The following is a 20,914-nucleotide window of genomic DNA, read 5'->3' on the forward strand; positions in this document are numbered from 1 at the left end:
TCAGCTGGTTGACCGGTAAGCTACGGATAAAAGTCCGGGGATTCTCTTATACGAGGCTCGACTTAAAGTTCGGTATAATTTACCTTAAAATCCTATAAAAACACAATATGTGCAGGTTTTGAACTGGTTTATCGCAACAATATTTAAAAATACATTTTTTGCATTTAAAAACACATTTTAGTGCATGAAAAGCAACGCAAAATTGAACCAGAAGAGCTTTCTGAAATTTTATAAAAAAATAGTCAAAAAAGTTTAACAAAACTCTATCTTTGCACCCCGACACTGAGGTCGGGATTTCTCGCCTTCAGTGCATAGGAAAAATCGTTTACTGGCTCTTAAAACGCCTTTAACTTTTGACTTAGAACTTTTATTTAAAAAAAGCCCTATGCCCAAAGATAATTCCATCAAATCCGTTCTCATTATTGGCTCCGGCCCTATTATTATCGGCCAGGCCTGCGAATTTGATTACGCCGGCTCACAAGCAGCCCTTTCTCTGAAAGAAGAAGGTATTACCGTATCCATCATCAACAGTAACCCTGCCACCATCATGACAGATAAGGTTATTGCCGACCATGTGTACCTGCTACCGCTTGAACCTGAAAGTATTGAGAAAATACTACAGGAACAGCAAATTGATGCAGTACTGCCTACTATGGGTGGCCAAACCGCGCTTAACCTTTGTATTAGTGTTGCCGAGCTCGGAATTTGGGAAAAATATGGTGTTAAAATTGTTGGTGTTGATCTGGCCGCGATAGAAAAAACCGAGAACCGCGAAGCTTTCCGCCAGTTGATGGTTGATATTGGTGTAGGCGTTGCTACTTCAAAAATTGCCAACTCGTTTTTAGAAGGTAAAGAAGCTGCTCAGGAGATCGGCTTTCCGCTGGTTATCCGTCCAAGCTATACGCTTGGGGGCAAAGGCGCCGGTTTCGTACACAAAAAAGAAGATTTTGACGCAGCTCTAAGTCGTGGTCTGCAAGCGTCACCATCGCACGAGGTTTTGGTGGAGCAGGCTGTTATAGGCTGGAAAGAATACGAGCTGGAGCTGTTGCGTGATAACAATGATAACGTGATCATCATTTGCTCTATCGAGAATTTTGACCCGATGGGTATCCATACCGGCGACTCAATCACCGTGGCCCCGGCCATGACCCTGAGCGACCGCTGCTACCAGGATATGCGTAACCAGGCCATCCGCATGATGCGCGCCATTGGTAACTTTGCCGGCGGCTGTAACGTACAGTTTTCGGTTAACCCAGCCGATGAATCTATCATCGCTATTGAAATTAACCCACGCGTTTCACGCTCATCGGCACTGGCATCAAAAGCAACCGGTTATCCGATCGCTAAAATTGCTGCCAAACTGGCCATAGGTTATAATCTTGACGAAATTGAAAACCAGATCACCAAAACCACTTCGGCTTATTTTGAGCCAACGCTGGATTATGTGATCGTTAAAATACCTCGCTGGAACTTTGATAAATTCAAAGGCGCTAACCGCGAGCTGGGTCTGCAAATGAAATCAGTAGGTGAAGTAATGGGCATTGGCCGCAGCTTCATTGAAGCATTGCAGAAAGCCTGCCAGAGCTTAGAGATCGGTCGCGCTGGCTTAGGTGCCGACGGTCGTCAGAGCCGCAACCTGGAAGAGATCATGCACAGCCTGGAGCATCCAAGCTGGGACAGGCTTTTCCACGTATATGACGCTTTGAGTTTAGGTGTTCCTATTGAGTCGGTACGTAAAGTCACCAAAATTGATCGCTGGTTCCTGAACCAGATCATGGATGTGGTGAACCTGGAAAACGAATTACGCCGCTACTCCTTAACCAACATTCCTGAGGAATTCCTGTATACCTTGAAACAAAAAGGTTTCTCAGATACTCAAATAGCCTATATACTGGGCAATGTGACCGAAGAGGATGTTTACCAACGCCGCAAAGCTTTGGGCATTAATCGCGTTTATAAAATGGTTGATACCTGCGCTGCAGAATTCCCGGCCAAAACACCTTACTACTACTCCACTTACGAAGGCGAGAACGAATCGGTATCGTCTGACAAAAAGAAAATAATTGTATTAGGATCGGGCCCTAACCGTATAGGCCAGGGTATCGAATTTGATTACAGCTGTGTACACGGCTTGCTTGCAGCCAAAGAATCGGGCTTTGAAGCCATCATGGTGAACTGTAACCCAGAAACTGTTTCGACCGACTTTAACATGGCCGATAAGCTTTATTTTGAGCCGGTATACTGGGAGCATGTACGTGAGATCATCGAGCTGGAGAAACCTTATGGTGTAATTGTTCAACTTGGCGGGCAAACGGCTTTAAAAATGGCCGAGAAAATGCACGAGCATGGCATTAAGATCATCGGTACATCATTTAATGATATGGACATCGCCGAAGATCGTGGCCGTTTCTCAGACCTGTTGAAAGAACTCGAAATCCCTTACCCTAAATACGGTGTTGCCGAAAGTGCTGAAGAAGCGCTTGAAGTAGCCCATCATGTTGGTTACCCGGTATTGGTTCGTCCTAGTTATGTATTAGGCGGTCAGGGTATGAGCATTGTGATCAACGATGAAGATTTGGAAAAAGCGGTAGTTAGCTTATTGAAGAACCTTCCCGGAAATCGCGTGCTGATCGACCACTTCCTTGATCGTGCAGCCGAAGCTGAAACTGACTCGATCAGTGATGGTGACGATGTGCATATTATAGGTATGATGGAACACATTGAGCCTGCGGGTATCCACTCCGGCGATTCATTCTCGGTATTGCCGCCATTTGACCTGTCAGACCACGTGATCGGCCTGATGGAAGAGTATACCATAAAAATAGCCAAGGCATTAAATGTACGCGGCTTACTAAATATTCAGTTCGCGGTTAAGAACGACCAGGTGTATGTGATCGAGGCTAATCCCCGCGCTTCACGTACCGTACCATTCATTGCCAAAGCGTATGACGTACCTTACATCAATATAGCCGCCAAAGTAATGCTTGGGGTTAATAAGCTGAAAGACTTTACTATCGAACGCAAACTTTGGGGTTATGCCATCAAAGAACCTGTGTTCTCCTTCGATAAATTCCCTGAAGTGAACAAGGAGTTGGGCCCCGAAATGAAATCGACCGGCGAGGCTATCCGTTTTATCCCTAACCTGCAGGATCCTTATTTCAGGCATTTGTACAAAGAAAAATCAATGTACCTGAGCAAATAAAATAATTTAAAACATTAGATTGCACACGCAGTTTAATTACCGGATAACATTTACCTGCGGCCCCGGCTGCAGGTAAATTATTGTTGAACTAAGTTAGTATAGATTGAGAGTTACTTCGAATAATACACAGGCATTCAACCTGAATAATGTTGATCCTGAGGAAATAGGTGATGTTCTTGTAAAAATTGAAAGATCCTTTAATATCCGTTTAGACGACACATCCTGTAAAGATGTAAAAACCTTCGGCAAGCTTTGCGATATTGTTGTAGAGAAGGTAAAGCAAACCAATAACGACAGCTGTACCACCCAACAGGCATTTTATAAAATACGCAATGCCATTAACTCTACTATTTCTCCACCTAAAGAGTTAATAAAACCCCAAACCAAACTGGCTGATATTTTCCCGAGAGATACCCGCTTACAGGTGATCGCTGAAATTGAACGCGAAATGGGTTTCAAGATCAATCTCTTGCAACCTAAACAGGGCATTGTAGGCACATTTATATTTGTGCTTGCAGCATCGGCAGTTGGTTTCTTTTATCAGCCTATAATGGCTTTTATTGGAGCACTGATTGCTATAACCGGCTTAATGCTTGCAGGGAAATTTGGCAAGGAGCTTAAAGTAAAAACTCTGGGCGATCTGGCCGAGAAAGTGGCACGCGAACATTATATCAAATGCCGTCGTGATGCCTCAACCGTTAATCGCAATGAGATATCGCAAAAAATAAAGGAACTGTTTACAGCCGACCTATACCTGGAACCATCAGTATTAACCCGCGACGCTAAGTTTTAAGCAGCATTAAAAATAATCTCCAAAATAAAAGGGGATCCATGATATATGGATCCCCTTTTATTTTAAGATGCTATTCAAAGTTCTCCTTTTAGGAACTTATTTTGTTAAAAAGTGGGTTTACATGGTTTACACTTTTCATGGTTTACACTTATTTAATTAATTGATTGTCAGTTAATTACTTTTATTTTTCCATAAAAAAACGGGTTACAGTGTAAACCATGATTTTGGCTAAAGTCCCAATGTTATTTCAACGAACAGCAACGGGCATAGTGGAGGAGTGAGGAGAAATCTTACGCGCAATCGAAGAAGATCTCTCCTCGTACCTCGTTCAAATGACAGCTTTAGTTAGTTCCCCCATCAGGGGGCCAGGGGGCTTATTTATCTACCTGTAATCCCTTTACTTCAAAAGTTACTTTCCTTTTAGCATTCGTTTTCACCTGGTGTTGTTTTTTGCCAGTAACGGTATCGCCCGCCAGATGTTGAAGATCGTCGGCAATGAATTGCCTTTGGGCCACGCCTTCAATGATCACCGTACGTCCGGCTATATCTGCAGGGATGGTGATATTATAATTTTTAAAATGCGCGGCTATCACTTTCCCTGCTCCTGCATCCAACTCAAACCAACCTCCTTTTTTGTGGATCACTCTGATCACCCGGCCTTCGATAGTGGTACTGATCCTGGTCTTTTTTCCCATAAAGTTTTCCAGCTTTGCTGCACTCATCATGGCCTGCGTATTTGGTTTTTCACCATAAACCATACCATGAGGCAGAGGGGAGTGTTGCTGTGCAAAAGCGGTAGTTGAAAGTAAAAAAGCGATTAGAAATATGGAGGATTTCATGGTTATTGTTTACTGAATTGTAACAATTATATAAGCAAAATGTTATCCACCCCTGCAATATTACCTTTCTTCAGACTATCCTCATTTAAAAATGTTTCTTTCGAGGCTTTAAAGGCCCTTATTAGACAGCAAAAAAGTATTTTAATGCCATTTGTTAAGATATGTTAAAACGCGTGTTGCTAAATAATATGCGGCCTCGTATAGAGTTAATAAAGTGCTTAATAAGCATACTTATACTTAATCTATTAACACATGGACAAAACCTTAACTAAATCAATTTTTTTTGCCAGCTGTTTGCTAGCTGCTTTTTTAACAATTACCGGATGTACTAAGGGTACAAGTACAACCGGCACCCCACCAACCCTGGTAACAATGGATGTAACTACAACTGCTACCGGAACAGGTGCATATAGCGGTGGATTACTTACAACTACCTTAACCGAAAACCTGACGGGCATTGGCGTATGCTGGAGTGCGAGTAATCAAAACCCAACTACTGCCGACTCTAAAACAGCAGACACTGTTACCGTAATGAGCTATGCCAGTAAGGTAACCGGCTTAACCCCCAAAACAACGTATTATTTAAGGGCATATGCCATTAGTGCATCCGGAACTTCATACGGCAATACCATACAGTTTACTACCAGCGCAGATTTATCTGCACTGGGGGGTACAGTAAGCACAGTGGCTGGTAGTGCAACCACCGGATTTGCGGACGGAACCGGGTCAAGCGCAGTATTTGACAGTCCGCAGGGGTTAACCATTGACGCTGCCGGTAATATTTACGTAGCGGATTCCTTTAATAGTGCCATTCGAAAAGTTACACCGGCTGGTGTAGTAACAACTGTATCTGGCGACGGAAGCATAGGTTATATTGACGGTCCAATTGCCAGTGCTAAGTTTTATGCGCCGCAAAGCCTGGTGGCTGATGCTTCCGGGAATATTTACGTAGCCGATTTTGGCAACAATATGATCCGTAAAATATCAGCAAGTGGCACAGTAAGCACCCTTGCCGGAAGCGGTGATGCTGGCTATGCCGATGGCACAGGAAGCAAAGCTACTTTCAACAGCCCACGCGGCCTGGCTCTGGATGCTCAGGGTAATTTATACGTAGCCGATCAGGGGAATAATCTGGTCCGTAAAGTTACGGCAGCAGGCGTGGTAACTACCGTTGCAGGTAAAACCACAGCGGGTTATGTTGATAATGTTACAGCAACAACCGCGCAATTTAACCAGCCAAATGGCATTGCGTTGGACGGCCAGGGCAATATTTATGTAGCAGATCTGCAAAATTATGCCATTCGTAAGATCACAGCAGCCGGGGTAGTAACTACTGTGGTTGGCGGCCTTAAATTATCGGCGCTGATCAGTAATCCTGGCGCCCTTACTTTTGATGCTAAAGGAAATTTATTTATAAGCGATCAGAATGGGCGTGTATTAGAACTAACCGCTAATAAAGTTTTGCTTTCATTAGCCGGGAAAACAGCTACAGCGGGTTTTGCCGATGGACAGGGTGCGAGTGCCTTATTTAATGCTCCACAGGGCCTTGTGGCCGATGCCAGTGGTAATATCTGGATAGCAGACAGCAACAATAACCGTATACGTAAGCTTGTTCCGCCGTCAGGAATTTAAGATTATTGGACTTTTTGGACTATAGGACTTTGGGACAAGGGGACTGAAGGACTAAGATGGAAGATAAAGGATCCATTATCCTTACATACTAATAAAGGACGAAAGAACAAGGATGATATAAAATCCTTTGTCCTTTCGTCCTTTATCTTTTGTCCCAAAGTCCCTTAGTCCTCTTGTCTCAAAGTCAATGAATTATCCAAAAAGCTGACCAAATACTTCTTCAATACTACTTACAATTTTTATTTCAATATCGTAACGCGACAGATCCATCCGCTTTTTGTCCTGCCCTCCTGATGGAAGATTATATTTAGATATGAAGATTTGATTAAAACCTAGCTTTTGCGCTTCAGCAATACGTTGTTCTACCCGGTTTACCGCTCTGATCTCGCCTGATAACCCAAGTTCACCTGCAAAACAGGTTTTAAAGGGTATGGGCATATCCTCATGTGAAGATATAATGGCCGCTGCCAAACCAAGGTCAATAGCCGGATCCTCTACCCTGATACCCCCGGTAATATTTAAAAACACGTCCTTGGCTCCCAGTCTGAAACCACAGCGTTTTTCCAATACGGCCAACAGCATACTCATCCGCTTGGTATCAAAACCCGTAGCTGTACGTTGTGGTGTACCATAAGCCGATGTACTTACCAATGCCTGTGTTTCTATCAGCATAGGGCGCAGGCCTTCCAATGTGGCCGATATGGTGATGCCGCTTAACGGCTCATCACGCTGCGACAATAGTATTTCTGAGGGGTTGGATACTTCCCTTAAACCCTCGCCCAGCATTTCATAAATACCCAACTCGGAGGCTGAGCCGAAACGGTTTTTTACCGTACGTAATATGCGGTAAACATGATGCCTGTCGCCTTCAAACTGCAAAACGGTATCAACCATATGTTCCAGTATTTTTGGCCCTGCAATCATGCCATCTTTAGTGATATGGCCTATCAAAAATACGGGAGTTGATGTCTCCTTGGCAAAGCGCAGCATCTCGGCTGTACACTCACGCACCTGTGACACACTGCCAGGGGTAGACTCGATGTGCGAAGAATGAAGCGTCTGTATAGAGTCGATCACTACCAGATCAGGCTCCAGGGCCTCTATTTGTTTAAAGATATTTTGGGTGGATGTTTCCGTTAGGATAAAACATCCCTTATTAATTTCGGATTGAGCCCCTATATTAAGTTTTTGACTGCCAACCGAAGACTGCTGACTGAGAACTTCTGGGGCCAACCGCTCGGCCCGCATTTTGATCTGCCGTTCACTTTCCTCGCCCGATACGTAAAGCACTTTCAGATTTGGCATATTGAGTGCCAGTTGCAACATCAGGGTTGATTTACCAATGCCCGGCTCGCCACCAATAAGTACCAGCGAACCTGCTACTATACCACCTCCTAAAACCCGGTTAAACTCCTTGTCGGGAGTTTGCATGCGGTGTTCTTCGCTGAAAGTTATATCGGCCACCTGCACCGGCTTATTGGCACGTTGCTGGGTATTGGAAGTAACTTTCCAGGTAGGCACCGATGCCGTGTTACCTTTGTCAATAATCTCCTCAACAAAAGTATTCCATTGCTGGCATGAAGGGCATTTGCCCAGCCACTTAGCCGATTCAAAGCCACAGCTTTGACAAAAATACGCGATCTTGGTTTTAGCCATATCTTAAACCTGCATATTACAGATGCGCAAATATGCAGATTTATATACTAATTAAGGATATGATTGCTAATTAAATTAGTATTTATTGCGCTGCATGTTATACCTTAAATGCAATTTTTGCAAAAGTTTAATTAATTACCCGTAAAGCAAATTATCAGGAAACATAAAACTATCTTTAGCCGTATCACTGCCGTGTTTCATACTTGATCAGCATGGGACATGACTCGAAAACGCAACTGGCGATCGCGCTTTTTAACTATTGTAACTTAACGTTTATGAATAAATTTTTATCTGTTATTATAGGGATTGTGCTATTCAGTTTTTCTGCAAAAGCGCAGGACACAGGAAATAGTATTGAAATAAGCGGCACCTCGGGTATCAAAATTTTTTCGCCAGAGAAAAACTATCTGACTGGCCCTCTATTTGGCGGAGAACTGGCTTATCACTTTAATATGGCGGATAATAAAAGTGATTACATCCGGATACTAAACATCAAGAGTATCGATGCGGTATTTTCTTATCGAAACATGAGCAAGGTAATACTAAACCATGATCAGGCAACCAAAGGCGTCATCGGCGATACTTACGCTGTGCTGGGCCGGTTAGAGATCGGTTTGCTTAAAATAAATCGTACCGAATTATTGTTTACCCCGGGCTTTGGCTTTTTGTATGCCACTGAAACCCATGTAACCAACAGCCAAAATGTTATTATAGGTAGTCACATCAATTTAGCCACTCAGGCTGGTCTCAAGATATTTACGCCTATAACCCAAACAACCGGTATACAGGCAGGGGTTGAGGTTTTTCATTACTCAAACGGCGCAACCAAGCTGCCTAACAATGGTATAAATGCATTTGCTTATACACTGGGGCTGGTACAAAAAATTAATCAGAGCGGTCCCGTAAATGACCGCGAACAACAACCCGAGAATAAGCACTTTTTTGAGGTTGGTGTTAATGTAGGCAGCCGGGGCGCTATCAGTAACAACAAAGCACTCTATAAAGCAGGGGTTTACATAGGCTATAATTACAAATTCAGCCCGGTATTGAGCATCAAATTGGGAACCGATGCCGTTTACAATAATACCCTTTTTAAGTACAATTCAACACAAAGCTTTCTGAACACCTTTCAATCCTATGGCTCCTCCTATGATCGTTGGAGAGTTGGTGTTGCTATAGGTCCCGACCTGTGGCTGGGTAAACTGGCTTTAATGACCGGCTATGGTTATTATGTACATTACAACAGCTACTACCCAACAAAAACATACTGGACCGCAGGTTTTAAATACTTTATAACGCCTTACCTGGCACTACAAGCCAAAGGATATGTTCATGGTACCGAAGCCGATTATGTTGGTTATGGTTTACTATTCAGGATCCATTAATCATATGGAGAGGGGCCATAAACCCCAATAAACAAAATATGCAGCTATTATTTAATAGCTGCATACTTGAAATCTGCATAGCTGCAAATCAATCTCTTTACAGTTTTATTTCTTCGTCTTTTGACGAGAAGAAACGGAACTCTGTGATCTGGTAAGCAGGGTTGCTTTTAACCTTGATCCACTGGCCATATTTAACAAACCACTTCATTTGGCGGTTGTAAATGCCTTTTTTAATGTAGGCTTCAATATATGGATGTACGCATAGGGTAATGCCCTTTTCGTTTTGCTCATCCAATATATAATTGAAGTTATTCTCAATATCATCCATCAGCAAAATGGTTGGCCTAATGGTACCCGTACCATTACAGGTTGGGCACACTTCGCTGGTAACAATATTCATTTCGGGCCTTACACGCTGGCGGGTAATTTGCACCAAACCAAATTTACTTGGTGGTAAAATGGTATGCTTGGCCCTGTCGTACTGCATTTCGGTACGCAAATAGTCAAATAGTTCCTTGCGGTTCTGCGGCTTGTGCATATCAATAAAATCGATCACCACAATACCGCCCATATCACGCAAACGTAATTGGCGGGCAATTTCTTTAGCCGCTTCCTTATTTACCTGGTAGGCATTTTCTTCCTGGTTCTCTTTACTGGCTGTACGGTTACCACTGTTAACGTCAATAACGTGCAATGCCTCTGTATGTTCAATTACCAGGTAAGCGCCACCAGCAAGATTAACTGTTTTACCAAAAGCGCCCTTGATCTGTTTATCAACACCAAAATGTTCAAATATAGGCTCCTTATGCTTGTGCATACGGACTATACTTTCCATGTCTGGCGATATTTCATGGATGTATGACCGAATTTCTTCGAACATACCATTATCATTCACATAAATATGCTGAAAATCGGGGTTCAATATATCCCTGAGGATAGTTGATGTACGTCCAATTTCGCCTAAAACCTTTTTTGAAGGCTCAACAGACGGGAGCTTAGTTATAAATGATTCCCATTTAGATATCAGGTCAAGCAGGTCTTTCTGTAATTCATCAACCCCTTTGCCTTCAGATACTGTACGGATAATAACGCCAAAATGCTTTGGCTTAATGCTTTCAACAACCTTCCGTAAACGATTTCGTTCTGTATTGCTCTTTATTTTTTTGGAAATAGAGATAGCCTCCGAAAATGGTACCAATACCACATAACGGCCGGCTATTGAAAGATCAGAACTTAAACGTGGTCCTTTGGTTGATATAGGTTCCTTAGCTATTTGTACCGGTATAAGTTGGTTTTTTGATAATATCTCCGAGATCTTTCCTCCCTTATTGATATCACCTTCCAGCTTAAAGCTGTCCAAAAGCTTCGATTGGTATCCCCCGCTACGTACTTGTTTGGTCAGTTTAAGCAGGCTTTGCACCTGCGGACCAAGATCAAGATAATGCAAAAAGGCATCCTTCTCGTAGCCAACGTCTACAAAGGCTGCATTTAAACTGGGCATGATCTTTTTGATGCGCCCCAGGTAAATATCACCAACAGTATAATTGTTGCTGACCTGCTCTTTATGAAGTTCTACGAGTTGTTTGTCCTGTAATAATGCAATGGTAGCCCCATTTGGGGATGAATCGATAATTAATTCTTTTATCAACTGCTACTCCATTTCTTAAAACGGTAAAAACCGCATGTTAATAAGTGGGTAAAAAACACTACTAAAGTTACCTGCTTCATAAAAAAGCAGGTAAGCTGCTTTAAAAAAAGCAGCTTATTTCTTTTTATGTCTGTTTTTTCTTAAACGCTTTTTGCGTTTATGGGTAGCCATTTTGTGTCTTTTACGTTTTTTACCGCTCGGCATAATAATAATTTTTAATGTGTGATTAATTCTTTAACTCCTTGATGTATTCATCAATCCGTTGCCCGAATACAGGATCGGGCATCATTTCTTTACATTTTTGGTAAGCATCAATAGCTTCCTTTTTCATGCCCAGTTGTTTGTAGCTTTCGGCCAGATAAAAAGTTGGCTCTAACTCCTGTTTCTGGGCAATTAATGTTTTAAACCTGCCTACCGCTTTTTCGTACTGGCCCGATTTCATGGCAAACATTCCTAAATTCAGGTTTGCATTCCAGTTGTTCGGATCCTTTTTTACTACTTCAAGCAATAAGGCTATACCTTGCATTGGGCTGGCGCCGCCATTTACGTAGGCAACACCTAATCCTGTTTTACCCTCAAGGCTTTCTGGTTTTAATTTAAGGGCACTTTGAAAAGCTTCAACCGCATTGGTTACAAATGCTGGCTGTGTTAAAGTGTCCTGTGTAAGTTTGTAAGCATCGTTAAAACGATTCCCTGCATTTAACCAATCTTCCAGCTTGTTTTCCTTACGGGCCAAGGCCTGGTAATAAAATGCTGCCGGAGCCGGCTGGTTAACATCATCCCACTGACTGGCCAATTGCTTCTGCAATTTTTGCTCGTCGGCGCCTGATGCGTTTTTTAATTGCCCTTCAAGGTCATTTATCTTTGCTGTTAATGCCGCCCCAATTGCGGTTTTAGCAGTCGTAGATACCATATCAACCGTTACAGCAGTGGCCGCTTTGCGGTTTCCTGTCATCACGCTTGTTTTATCTGGTTTAGTCTCTTTGGGTTTTATTAAACCTTTAACAGGTAAATAGTACAAATAGCCCATAATCACAACTACGGCTGCACTAATGGCTATTTGTTTCTTATTCATGCTTATAAATTATTTGCTGTTTTTGTTACCTGTTTTAACTTTTTCAACAAAAGTTTTAGCTGGTTTAAAGCTTGGTACAAAATGCTCAGGAATAATGATGGCAGTATTTTTTGAAATATTGCGGGCTGTCTTTTTCGCCCTTTTCTTTACAACAAAACTTCCGAAGCCTCTTACATAAACGTTCTCGCCGCCAACCATTGAGCTTTTCACTACTTTAAAAAATGCCTCAACTGTTTCCTGCACGTCTACTTTCTCTATACCTGTCTTAGATGAGATTTCAGTTATAATTTCTGCCTTAGTCATATCTGATTTACTTTTATTTAATATATAAATACTTAACTGTTTTGGGGTTGCAAAAGTATCGCTTTATATTTTAAGAGCGAAATATTTAACAGTTTTTTTTTCGTAAGTAAGTAAAACGTACAATTCTGTTACAAATTGTAAGCTAAATCGTTAAAAATGAAAGGTAAAGGAGCAATGATCAAAAGGCTAAATACAGCGTTATGTGATTAGCAATAACGCTGATTTCGTTAACCCGTTTTAACATCCGGCAGGCTTTTGATGATCAATATTTAAAACAGTTTAGCCATTCGCCTTTTAGCTTTGACCTGCTTACTTTTACAGCCATGAATTTTACTGACGAACTGGTGCAATGGTATCTTCAAAATAAACGCGACCTCCCCTGGCGTAATACCACCGACGCTTATGTGATCTGGCTGTCGGAGATCATCCTGCAGCAAACGCGGGTTGAACAGGGCCTGCCTTACTTTTATCGTTTTGTAGAAAAATATCCAAACGTAAGCAGTTTTGCGGCTGCCCACGAGGACGAGGTACTTAAACTATGGCAGGGCCTGGGTTACTATTCACGCGGCCGTAACATGCTTAAAACAGCCAAACTGGTACAGGAACAGTACAACGGTGAATTCCCTCAACGTTATGACGACCTGATTAAATTAAAAGGCATAGGCGAATATACTGCTGCGGCTATTTCCTCATTTTCGGCAAACGAAGCCAAAGCCGTTGTTGATGGCAATGTTTACCGGGTACTTGCCCGCTATTTTGGTATTGATGAACCGATCAATTCAACCGGGGGTAAAAAAACATTCCAGGAACTTGCCAACAATTTAATTAATAAGAAAATGCCCGGCTTGCATAATCAGGCTATGATGGAGTTTGGCGCGATGCTGTGTAAGCCAAAAAATCCGGCTTGCGGTATTTGCCCGGTACACCTGAATTGTGTTGCTTTTTTGAGCAATGCTACCGCTTCACTCCCGGTTAAATTAAAGACGGTAAAAGTGCGCGAACGCTTTTTTAATTATTTTTTAGTAACCGATGGCGACTCCGTATTGATGAATAAAAGGGACGATAAAGACATCTGGGCCAATTTATACGACTTTCCGATGGTTGAAACAGCCTCTCTTTTACCAATCCAGGAATTGATGGATCAGCCTATGGTAAAGGAAATTTTTGGTGACGACATCCAAATATCCGCGGATAATTTACCCGTACAAAAACATATACTTACCCACCAGCGCTTGTATATCCGGCTTATTAAAACGCAATCGAAGCCCATTAAATTAGAATCCAACTGGTTTTTCACCACAGTTGAAAACCTGTCAAATCTGGCTCTTCCCAAACCTATAGTTATATTAATAAAAAATATTTTTAATTTATAAAAGAATTTTCCGTTATTTTATGGCATGTCTGGAATTAATAAAGTAATACTTGTAGGTCATTTGGGCAAAGATCCTGAGGTGCGAATTTTAGAGGGTGGAGTATCAGTAACCAGTTTCCCTTTAGCTACTTCTGAAACCTTTAATAAAGATGGCCGTAAAGTTGAACAAACCGAATGGCATAACATTGTAATGTGGCGCGGTTTGGCCGAAATGGCTGCCAAATTTTTACAAAAAGGTAAACTGGTTTACATTGAAGGTAAACTACGTACCCGTTCATTTGAAGATAAAGAAGGCATTAAAAAATACACCACCGAAGTAGTAGCCGAAAACTTTACCATGCTTGGCCGCAAAAGTGATTTTGAAGGTGACAGCAGATCGGTTTTAAAGCAGGAAGATCCGCTTAGTTACCAGGGTAACGCGGCGGATGATGGTCAAGCTTATTAACCTATACCTTATTGCTATAAAAGTGCCTGCTGAAATACCGGCAGGCACTTTTTATATTACATCATGCTATTGCTTAACATAGTAAAAGGGTGGTACGTAATTAGCAGTGCAAAGCTCATTAGCACCACATTGATGATTTAAAGTAAGCCTATTCCCATTGGTAATAGCTACATCGTAATCATAAGTTTTTAGACCCTCAATGGCTTTAAGATCATCAATAGTACCTGGTTTATTATCTTTATTCAGGTAACTCAACATATCATAAAGCCCTAATTTAGCATTGCTGATTTTGTATTTACCCGTTTCTCTGGCAATGATGCCCAGATCCTTTTTGGTGACCGTATCGATAACATGCAACGTGTGTTCGTAGGTACGATCACTTTTGAATTCGTAGGTTGATTTCTGTGCTGACATGGGGATGGTTGCCTGCCATTTCCCTACCAGATTGTCGCTATTTGCAGCATCTTTTTTACAAGCATGGAGCATGAATAGCAACACAAATATCAAGGTGATAAAAGGCGCGTTAAGGTTAGTTACTCTTTTCATAAATAAGCTTTTTGATAAGTATAACAGCCTTTACGCACCTTTAAACCACAATGATACAGTCATCATAAAACGCTCCGCGCAATACATACTCGGAGAGCCAATACAAAATTTACAAGTAGCTTAATTATCTGCCACCTGGCGGGCAATGTTCTTTTAAATAATGAGTAAACAGCGTTCTTAAATGCAGATTTGTTCCTTCGCCCTCGGAGATGCTATGTGTACGGTTAGGATACGACATCAGCTCAAACTGACGGTTATACTTCACCAACTCATTGATCAGCTCTTCGGCATTCTTATAATGCACATTGTCGTCACCTGTGCCATGGATATATAACAGGTTACCACGCAGGTTTTTGGCATAGGTAACCGGCGATCCTTTGATAAATGCCGCACGACCTTCGTCATCAACAGGTACCCCCATATAACGCTCCTGGTAAATATTATCATAAGTAAGCTGATCACCAACAGCGGCTACAGCTATACCAGTTTTATAAATATCCGGATACTGGAACATCAGGTTTAGGGTTGATGAACCACCACCGCTCCAGCCATGAACAGCTATACGGGTTGAATCAACAAATGGCCATTTTAAGATCTCTTTTGCCGCCATAGCCTGATCGCGGATATTCACGATGCCTATATTTTTATAGATCGCCTTACGCCATGCTGTCCCCTTTGGCGCAGGAGCTCCACGACCTTCAACCGACATGTAGATATAGCCATCATTGGCCATACTGCCTACATACAGCCTGTTACTGCCTGCCCCCCAGGTATCGGTAACGGTTTGCGATGCAGGTTCGCCATAAACTATAAACACCACCGGGTATTTTTTATGCGGATCAAAATTGGTGGGCTTTTTCATCCAGCCATCCATTTCAATGCTGTCAACCGTTTTAACTTTAAAAAACTCGGTTTTATTTGCGGCGTCTTTGTTTAATGCTATCAGGTTACCGCCAATATGCTTATGCTCTGGCAAGCTTACCACCTCGCTTACCGGAGGAGTGTAGCTGTTGGAAAAATTATGCAGGGCAACCTTACCGTTTGGCGATATATCATAACCATGTGTACCCGGTTCATCCGCCGGCGAAACACGCTCGGGCTTTGCAGCACCGGCAATTTTTATACGGTACAGATACTTTTGGGTAGCATTATCAGGCGAAGCCATAAAGTAAATATAACCGGATGCTTCGTCAATCAGATTTACGCTGATCACATCATAATCGCCTTTGGTCACCAGGGTTTCTTTGCCATCGCGGGTTACCCGGTAAATGTGTTTCCAGCCATCTTTTTCGCTCACCCATAAAAACTCTTTGCCTTTATTCACCCATTCCCAGCCACTTGGATCGCCACTGTTCCAGCGTTCTTTGCCATCAATCCAGGCATTGCTTTTTTCCTCACGGATCAGGTGGGTAGTACCATTGGAAACATTGCCAATAAACACCCTGCTTTCGGTTTGTGCCCTGTTCAGTTGCTCCAGGATAATTTCATTGGAGTTCAATGTCCACTCCATTCGGGGTATATAATGTTGTACAGCATCGCCAGGTGTGTTTATCCAGTTGGTTTTACCGGTGCTGATATTCACAACGCCTACTTTACATGAACTTGGATCCTGCCCTGCTACAGGGTATTCCACAGGCACGACGTACGGGTAAATAGAATCCGTAGTATTCAGCATCAGGTAGCTTTTTATTTTAGTAGCGTCTATCTGCCAATAGGCTATCGACCTGCTATCCGGCGACCAGCGGAAACCATCGCGGCAGCCAAACTCTTCTTCATAAGCCCAGTCGAAAGTTCCATTGATGAGCCTCGTGGTGCCATCGGTAGTCAATTGCTTAACCGAAGCATCAGCCAGATCTTCCACATAAATATTATGTCCGCTCACATAGGCTGCTTTAAGCCCATCGGGTGAAAATTTGGCAAACATCAGCGACGATTCCGGCAGTTTTTTGCCCAGCTGCCACAGCTTTTTGGTATTGGTATCATACACCCAATAATCGCCCCGGGTATCATAACGCCATACTTTTTTGGTGTTGGTATTGATCAGCAATTTTTGTCCATCGGCCGATACCGAGAACCTTTTTACGCTTAACGGCGACTGCCCCTGCGGGGTAAGCATATCTTTACTTATCCACAAGGTTTTTTTGCTGGTATCGCGGGTGTCCAGGATCCTGATGCCATCGCCGCTGATTTTGTAATACTGGTAGCCATCCTTTGTCCAATGGGTTGGCAACCGTTGCGCTTTTGCTGTGTACCCGCCCAAAATGAGCAATACAGCGGTAAGGAATAATGATCCCGAACGTAAAAATTTCATATACTGCGTGTTTTAATGAAGATTGCGGCGTTATTTTACAATTAAGTAAAGCCGCTGTAAATTTTGCATTAAATTAGCACAATCAAGCACGTAAATATCCAGTGTAATGAAAAAAATACTTCTATCTTTTATTATCTGCCTTACTTTTTTTACCAGCGTCCGGGCCCAGCGTGCCGACCGTTCCAAGTTTATCCGGGATAGTTTGGACCTGTATATCAGCAGGGCTTTAACCAATTGGCGCGTGCCCGGGATTGCCGTTTTTATTGTAAAAGACAATAAAATAGTACTGGTAAAAGGCTATGGTATCAAAGAACTGGGGCTGCCCAATACGGTAGATATCAATACCCTGTTTATGATAGGCAGCAATACCAAAGCCTTTACCGCTACTGCCCTGGCCATGTTGCAGGCCAACAACAAACTATCGCTTGATGAAAAAGTAACCAAATATATCCCCGAATTTAAACTGGAAAATAAATTTGCCGGGCAGGAAGCTACCGTACGCGACCTGCTGTGCCACCGCCTTGGTTTTCAGACCTTTCAGGGCGATTTTACTTTTTACAACACCAACCTTACCCGTGCACAGGTGATCGAGAAACTGGGCGAACTTAAGGCCGCTTATCCATTCCGCACCAAATGGGGTTATACCAATGCCGCTTTTTTAACTGCCGGTGAGATCATCCCACGGGTAACTACCAAACCCTGGGAGGTATACCTTAAGGAGGCCATTTTTGCCCCACTGGGCATGACTAATACCCTGGCCCTGACCAAGGATCTGCCTAAATCGCTTAACCGTACTGTACCACATACCCTAACCGATGGCCGGCTTGCACCTATACCTTATTGCCAGATAGATGGACTTGCACCAGCAGGTGCTATCAGCTCATCGGCCAGCGACATGGGCAAATGGGTAATGGCCTTGCTAAACAACGGCAAAGTAGGTAACCGCCAGATCATACCTCAGGCGGCCATTATGGCCACCCGCGAACCACAGGATATTGTAGGCAGCGAATACCACCTGAATGGCGAAAACAATTTTGAGCTATACGGACTGGGCTGGTTTATACAGGACTATTTAAACCACCGCCTGATTATGCACGAGGGTGGCGTAAACGGCTATTTATCATCAGTTACCCTTTCACCGCAGGACAACCTGGGTATTGTGATACTCACCAATACCGATCAAAACCTGCTTTATGAGGCCCTGCGCTGGGAAATCCTGGATGCCTTTTTTGGCAGGCCCTATCATAATTACAGTGATGCTTACCTGAAAAATTATAAGGCACACACCGCTGCCGATCAGCAAACCGAACGTAAACTACGTGATACTGTGGCGCTTGCCTTAAAACCTGCATTACCCCCGAGTTCCTATTTAGGTAAGTATACCAACAGCTTTTATGGTAGCATGACCGTAACCCAGGGCGAAAATAGCGACCTGGAAATGCGTTTTGAACATCATCCAACCATGTTTGCCAAATTACAGCCATTGGGTGGCAACCGTTTTTTTGTAACTTTTTCTGACCCGGTTATGGGCAAGGCTATTTTTCCGTTCAATGTACAAAATGGCAGGGTTACCGGCGTAAAAGTTAAGGTAGCTGATTTTGTGGAACGAGGTGCTTATGACTTTAAAAAGGAGTAACAGAATTTGGATAACACACCTTCAAAAAACTTTTTAAACCTAAAATTTTAACAATTTTTTAGTCGAAACAGGTTGAAAAAGCTTTGTTTTTGCCCTGTTTAACACTTTTTTAACGCCATTTTAACACTTTTTAACAAATTTTTAGCGGGTTTTGAAAGCTTTAAAAAGTATTAAATAATTGACTATCAAATAACTAACTATAAAAAGATCGTTTTTTGGCCCTTTTTATCCTTAACCAAAACGGCCCGGTTCTCCTTTTTACAGAGAACCAGGCCGTTTTGTTATATACAAATATACGCAATTAAGTCGGGAGTCTTGAGTTCTGAGTCCCGGATTTTGAGGTAAAATCTAGTGCTCTCTGCGCGTTCTTTACTTAGCTTGTATTTCAACGTTATAGGCTGTTCCTTTATGTCTATAGGCAACACTAAATGTAGTATCTGTAAAACTTGCCAATTGGAATACGCTGTTGTTGTTCTCACCCTTTAATTGAGCGGTTATTAAAACGATGCCATTTTCAAGCGAAATATTTGATACCGTAAAAGGTGCATCTATGGCATCTTGCGCTACATCTGTGTCGCTGGCTCCTAATTCGTATTTTTTGATCGCGGTAAAATCTGTTTTAGTTCCTACCAATTGCTTGAACTTATCATAGTCCGGCAAAATATTGGAATAGCCCACTCCTGTCAGGTTTGTTTCGGCCGATGAACCACTTTGAAAATAGCCGCCGTATTTGTTGCCTTCGGTACGCTGGTTGGTAAGGTAAACTATATTGGCACCAAACATGGCTGCCTGTATTTTTAGTTTATGATAGGCCCTGTCCTTTACCCGTTCCTGGCTCGAAAAAACAGTTGTTCCTTTAGCTTTGGAGCTCACATCTGTTAATTTGTACAGGCCTTTAACCTCACCTTCTACAACGGTAACGGTCACTTTATCAAAATCCATTACGCCATTGATGGCTTTGTAAGATGTCGCTTCGGCGAAAGTCTGGACACGCCCACTTTTGAAAATTATTTTTTGTACGGTGGTTTTGTAAACCGAGTTCAGCAAGTCCTCATTTGGATAAGTGTATTTAACGGCTTCGGGGGTTATTTCTTTAACAACACAGGCTATTTTTGTATTGTTGGAAACAATGGTGTCTACCTGCGCCTGGCATACTAAAGAGAAAATGGCAAATGAAATGGTTAGGGTTAATGTTTTAAGCTGAGATAAAGAATGGAGCATACCACCAGCTCTGTGGTTTAGGGTCGGTTTTGTCATTGTGTTTAAGGTTGTTTAAGTGTCTAAAAGTACATAATTATTAGAAAGAGCAGGTACACAGGCGGAATAAAAATCAAACACATAAAATCACCCTTTACTGCCGCCCGTGATACACATGCCACAGCATTTGACTGCCCTGAAGCCGAAGGGTTTAACCATGCTTCTTACTAAATATACGAACGTTAATCCCGTGGGAGCGGGACTGTCATCCTGAGCTTGTCGAAGGGCGCATAGAGGGGCCTTTGCCCACCATGCTTCGAAGGGCTCAGCATGACAGCCATTGTTGCCTAAGGGATAATTTATAGCACAAAGCCTCCAATCAGGTTAATCAACCTGGCTATAGACAAACCCTAAATTTTTAATAAGCTCTTCGAGTACGGTAAGAAAACTTCAGTTTAAAACTTCAAATTAGCTTTAAGCCATTGCTGTACATCTTCCTGCAGTGTAATGGTCGAGGGGAGCTGATCATGGATCAGTTTTTCCATTTTATTACCAGTATTGGCAAAACGGTAATCCCAAAGTATCATTAATTTGTTGATCAGGTAAACTACCTCATTGCCCTCATCCTTTGTAAACGGCGTGGTGTCCGGTTTACCGTTTACCCGCGGATCGTTTTGATTATATACGCTCCATTTGTAATCGGTATAATGTAAATTTCTTCTTGAAAAAAGGATCATGAGCTCAGTAATTTCTTTAAAGATACATATAATAGTTCAAATTGATACCGAATCGACTCTCCCTGTCATCGCTCCGCTCAGCATGTCACCCGTTCAGCTTCGTGAAAAGAGGGGTGGAGTAATAACAAATCAAAATC

16 protein-coding genes are annotated in these 20,914 nt (G+C 42.5%); 7 read left to right on the top strand and 9 right to left on the bottom strand.

Annotated features, from left to right (window positions below; genetic code table 11):
- The first annotated feature begins 385 nt into the window (after nucleotides 1-385).
- Complete coding sequence (carB, locus tag AC57BQ_RS20085) at nucleotides 386-3,202, top strand: carbamoyl-phosphate synthase large subunit (RefSeq protein ID WP_496407960.1); 2,817 nt, start codon at nucleotides 386-388, stop codon at nucleotides 3,200-3,202.
- Between the two features lie 103 nt (nucleotides 3,203-3,305).
- Nucleotides 3,306-3,995 carry a hypothetical protein gene (locus AC57BQ_RS20090; RefSeq protein ID WP_496407961.1) on the top strand — a complete coding sequence of 230 codons (690 nt, stop codon included), beginning with the start codon at nucleotides 3,306-3,308 and terminating at the stop codon, nucleotides 3,993-3,995.
- A 374-nt stretch (nucleotides 3,996-4,369) separates the two neighbouring features.
- On the opposite strand, the gene AC57BQ_RS20095 is transcribed toward AC57BQ_RS20090, so the two are convergent.
- The gene (locus AC57BQ_RS20095) at nucleotides 4,370-4,834 is read right to left on the bottom strand and encodes a DUF4920 domain-containing protein (RefSeq protein ID WP_496407962.1); all 465 of its coding nucleotides are present in this window, start codon (nucleotides 4,832-4,834) and stop codon (nucleotides 4,370-4,372) included.
- A 252-nt stretch (nucleotides 4,835-5,086) separates the two neighbouring features.
- Here AC57BQ_RS20095 and AC57BQ_RS20100 point away from each other — a divergent pair, with 252 nt between their 5' ends.
- Nucleotides 5,087-6,466, top strand: a complete 1,380-nt coding sequence (locus AC57BQ_RS20100; RefSeq protein ID WP_496407963.1) for an NHL repeat-containing protein — start codon at nucleotides 5,087-5,089, stop codon at nucleotides 6,464-6,466.
- A gap of 192 nt (nucleotides 6,467-6,658) precedes the next feature.
- On the opposite strand, the gene radA is transcribed toward AC57BQ_RS20100, so the two are convergent.
- Complete coding sequence (gene radA, locus AC57BQ_RS20105) at nucleotides 6,659-8,122, bottom strand: DNA repair protein RadA (protein ID WP_496407964.1); 1,464 nt, start codon at nucleotides 8,120-8,122, stop codon at nucleotides 6,659-6,661.
- Between the two features lie 275 nt (nucleotides 8,123-8,397).
- On the opposite strand from radA, the gene AC57BQ_RS20110 reads away from it, so the two are divergent.
- On the top strand, nucleotides 8,398-9,507 hold the full coding sequence (locus AC57BQ_RS20110) for an acyloxyacyl hydrolase (protein WP_496407965.1): 1,110 nt from the start codon (nucleotides 8,398-8,400) through the stop codon (nucleotides 9,505-9,507).
- Between the two features lie 97 nt (nucleotides 9,508-9,604).
- On the opposite strand, the gene AC57BQ_RS20115 is transcribed toward AC57BQ_RS20110, so the two are convergent.
- From AC57BQ_RS20115 to AC57BQ_RS20125, 3 genes are all read right to left on the bottom strand, one after another.
- Nucleotides 9,605-11,155, bottom strand: coding sequence for an Rne/Rng family ribonuclease (locus AC57BQ_RS20115; RefSeq protein ID WP_496407966.1), 1,551 nt, complete (start codon nucleotides 11,153-11,155; stop codon nucleotides 9,605-9,607).
- A 226-nt stretch (nucleotides 11,156-11,381) separates the two neighbouring features.
- The gene (locus tag AC57BQ_RS20120) at nucleotides 11,382-12,230 is read right to left on the bottom strand and encodes a tetratricopeptide repeat protein (protein ID WP_496407967.1); all 849 of its coding nucleotides are present in this window, start codon (nucleotides 12,228-12,230) and stop codon (nucleotides 11,382-11,384) included.
- Between the two features lie 9 nt (nucleotides 12,231-12,239).
- A complete protein-coding gene (locus AC57BQ_RS20125) occupies nucleotides 12,240-12,563 on the bottom strand; it encodes an HU family DNA-binding protein (protein WP_496409487.1) in 324 nt (107 codons plus the stop codon).
- Nucleotides 12,564-12,856: 293 nt separating this feature from the next.
- Between AC57BQ_RS20125 and mutY the strand changes: the two genes are divergently transcribed.
- Together mutY and AC57BQ_RS20135 are read left to right on the top strand one after the other, a co-directional pair.
- Nucleotides 12,857-13,906 carry an A/G-specific adenine glycosylase gene (gene mutY / locus AC57BQ_RS20130; protein WP_496407968.1) on the top strand — a complete coding sequence of 350 codons (1,050 nt, stop codon included), beginning with the start codon at nucleotides 12,857-12,859 and terminating at the stop codon, nucleotides 13,904-13,906.
- A gap of 24 nt (nucleotides 13,907-13,930) precedes the next feature.
- Complete coding sequence (locus tag AC57BQ_RS20135) at nucleotides 13,931-14,350, top strand: single-stranded DNA-binding protein (RefSeq protein ID WP_496407969.1); 420 nt, start codon at nucleotides 13,931-13,933, stop codon at nucleotides 14,348-14,350.
- A 66-nt stretch (nucleotides 14,351-14,416) separates the two neighbouring features.
- On the opposite strand, the gene AC57BQ_RS20140 is transcribed toward AC57BQ_RS20135, so the two are convergent.
- A complete protein-coding gene (locus AC57BQ_RS20140) occupies nucleotides 14,417-14,896 on the bottom strand; it encodes a hypothetical protein (RefSeq protein WP_496407970.1) in 480 nt (159 codons plus the stop codon).
- 124 nt (nucleotides 14,897-15,020) lie between these two features.
- Entirely contained in the window at nucleotides 15,021-17,207 is a 2,187-nt protein-coding gene (locus tag AC57BQ_RS20145) for a S9 family peptidase (protein ID WP_496407971.1), read from the bottom strand.
- Between the two features lie 106 nt (nucleotides 17,208-17,313).
- Here AC57BQ_RS20145 and AC57BQ_RS20150 point away from each other — a divergent pair, with 106 nt between their 5' ends.
- The gene (locus AC57BQ_RS20150; protein ID WP_496407972.1) at nucleotides 17,314-18,843 is read left to right on the top strand and encodes a serine hydrolase; all 1,530 of its coding nucleotides are present in this window, start codon (nucleotides 17,314-17,316) and stop codon (nucleotides 18,841-18,843) included.
- Between the two features lie 369 nt (nucleotides 18,844-19,212).
- Here AC57BQ_RS20150 and AC57BQ_RS20155 read toward each other — a convergent pair whose 3' ends face one another.
- Together AC57BQ_RS20155 and AC57BQ_RS20160 are read right to left on the bottom strand one after the other, a co-directional pair.
- Complete coding sequence (locus AC57BQ_RS20155; RefSeq protein WP_496407973.1) at nucleotides 19,213-20,100, bottom strand: hypothetical protein; 888 nt, start codon at nucleotides 20,098-20,100, stop codon at nucleotides 19,213-19,215.
- Between the two features lie 395 nt (nucleotides 20,101-20,495).
- Nucleotides 20,496-20,777, bottom strand: a complete 282-nt coding sequence (locus AC57BQ_RS20160; protein ID WP_496407974.1) for a hypothetical protein — start codon at nucleotides 20,775-20,777, stop codon at nucleotides 20,496-20,498.
- Nucleotides 20,778-20,914 lie beyond the last annotated feature (137 nt).

This window comes from Mucilaginibacter sp. BGA-UO-ETr-C110 (genome assembly GCF_059567985.1).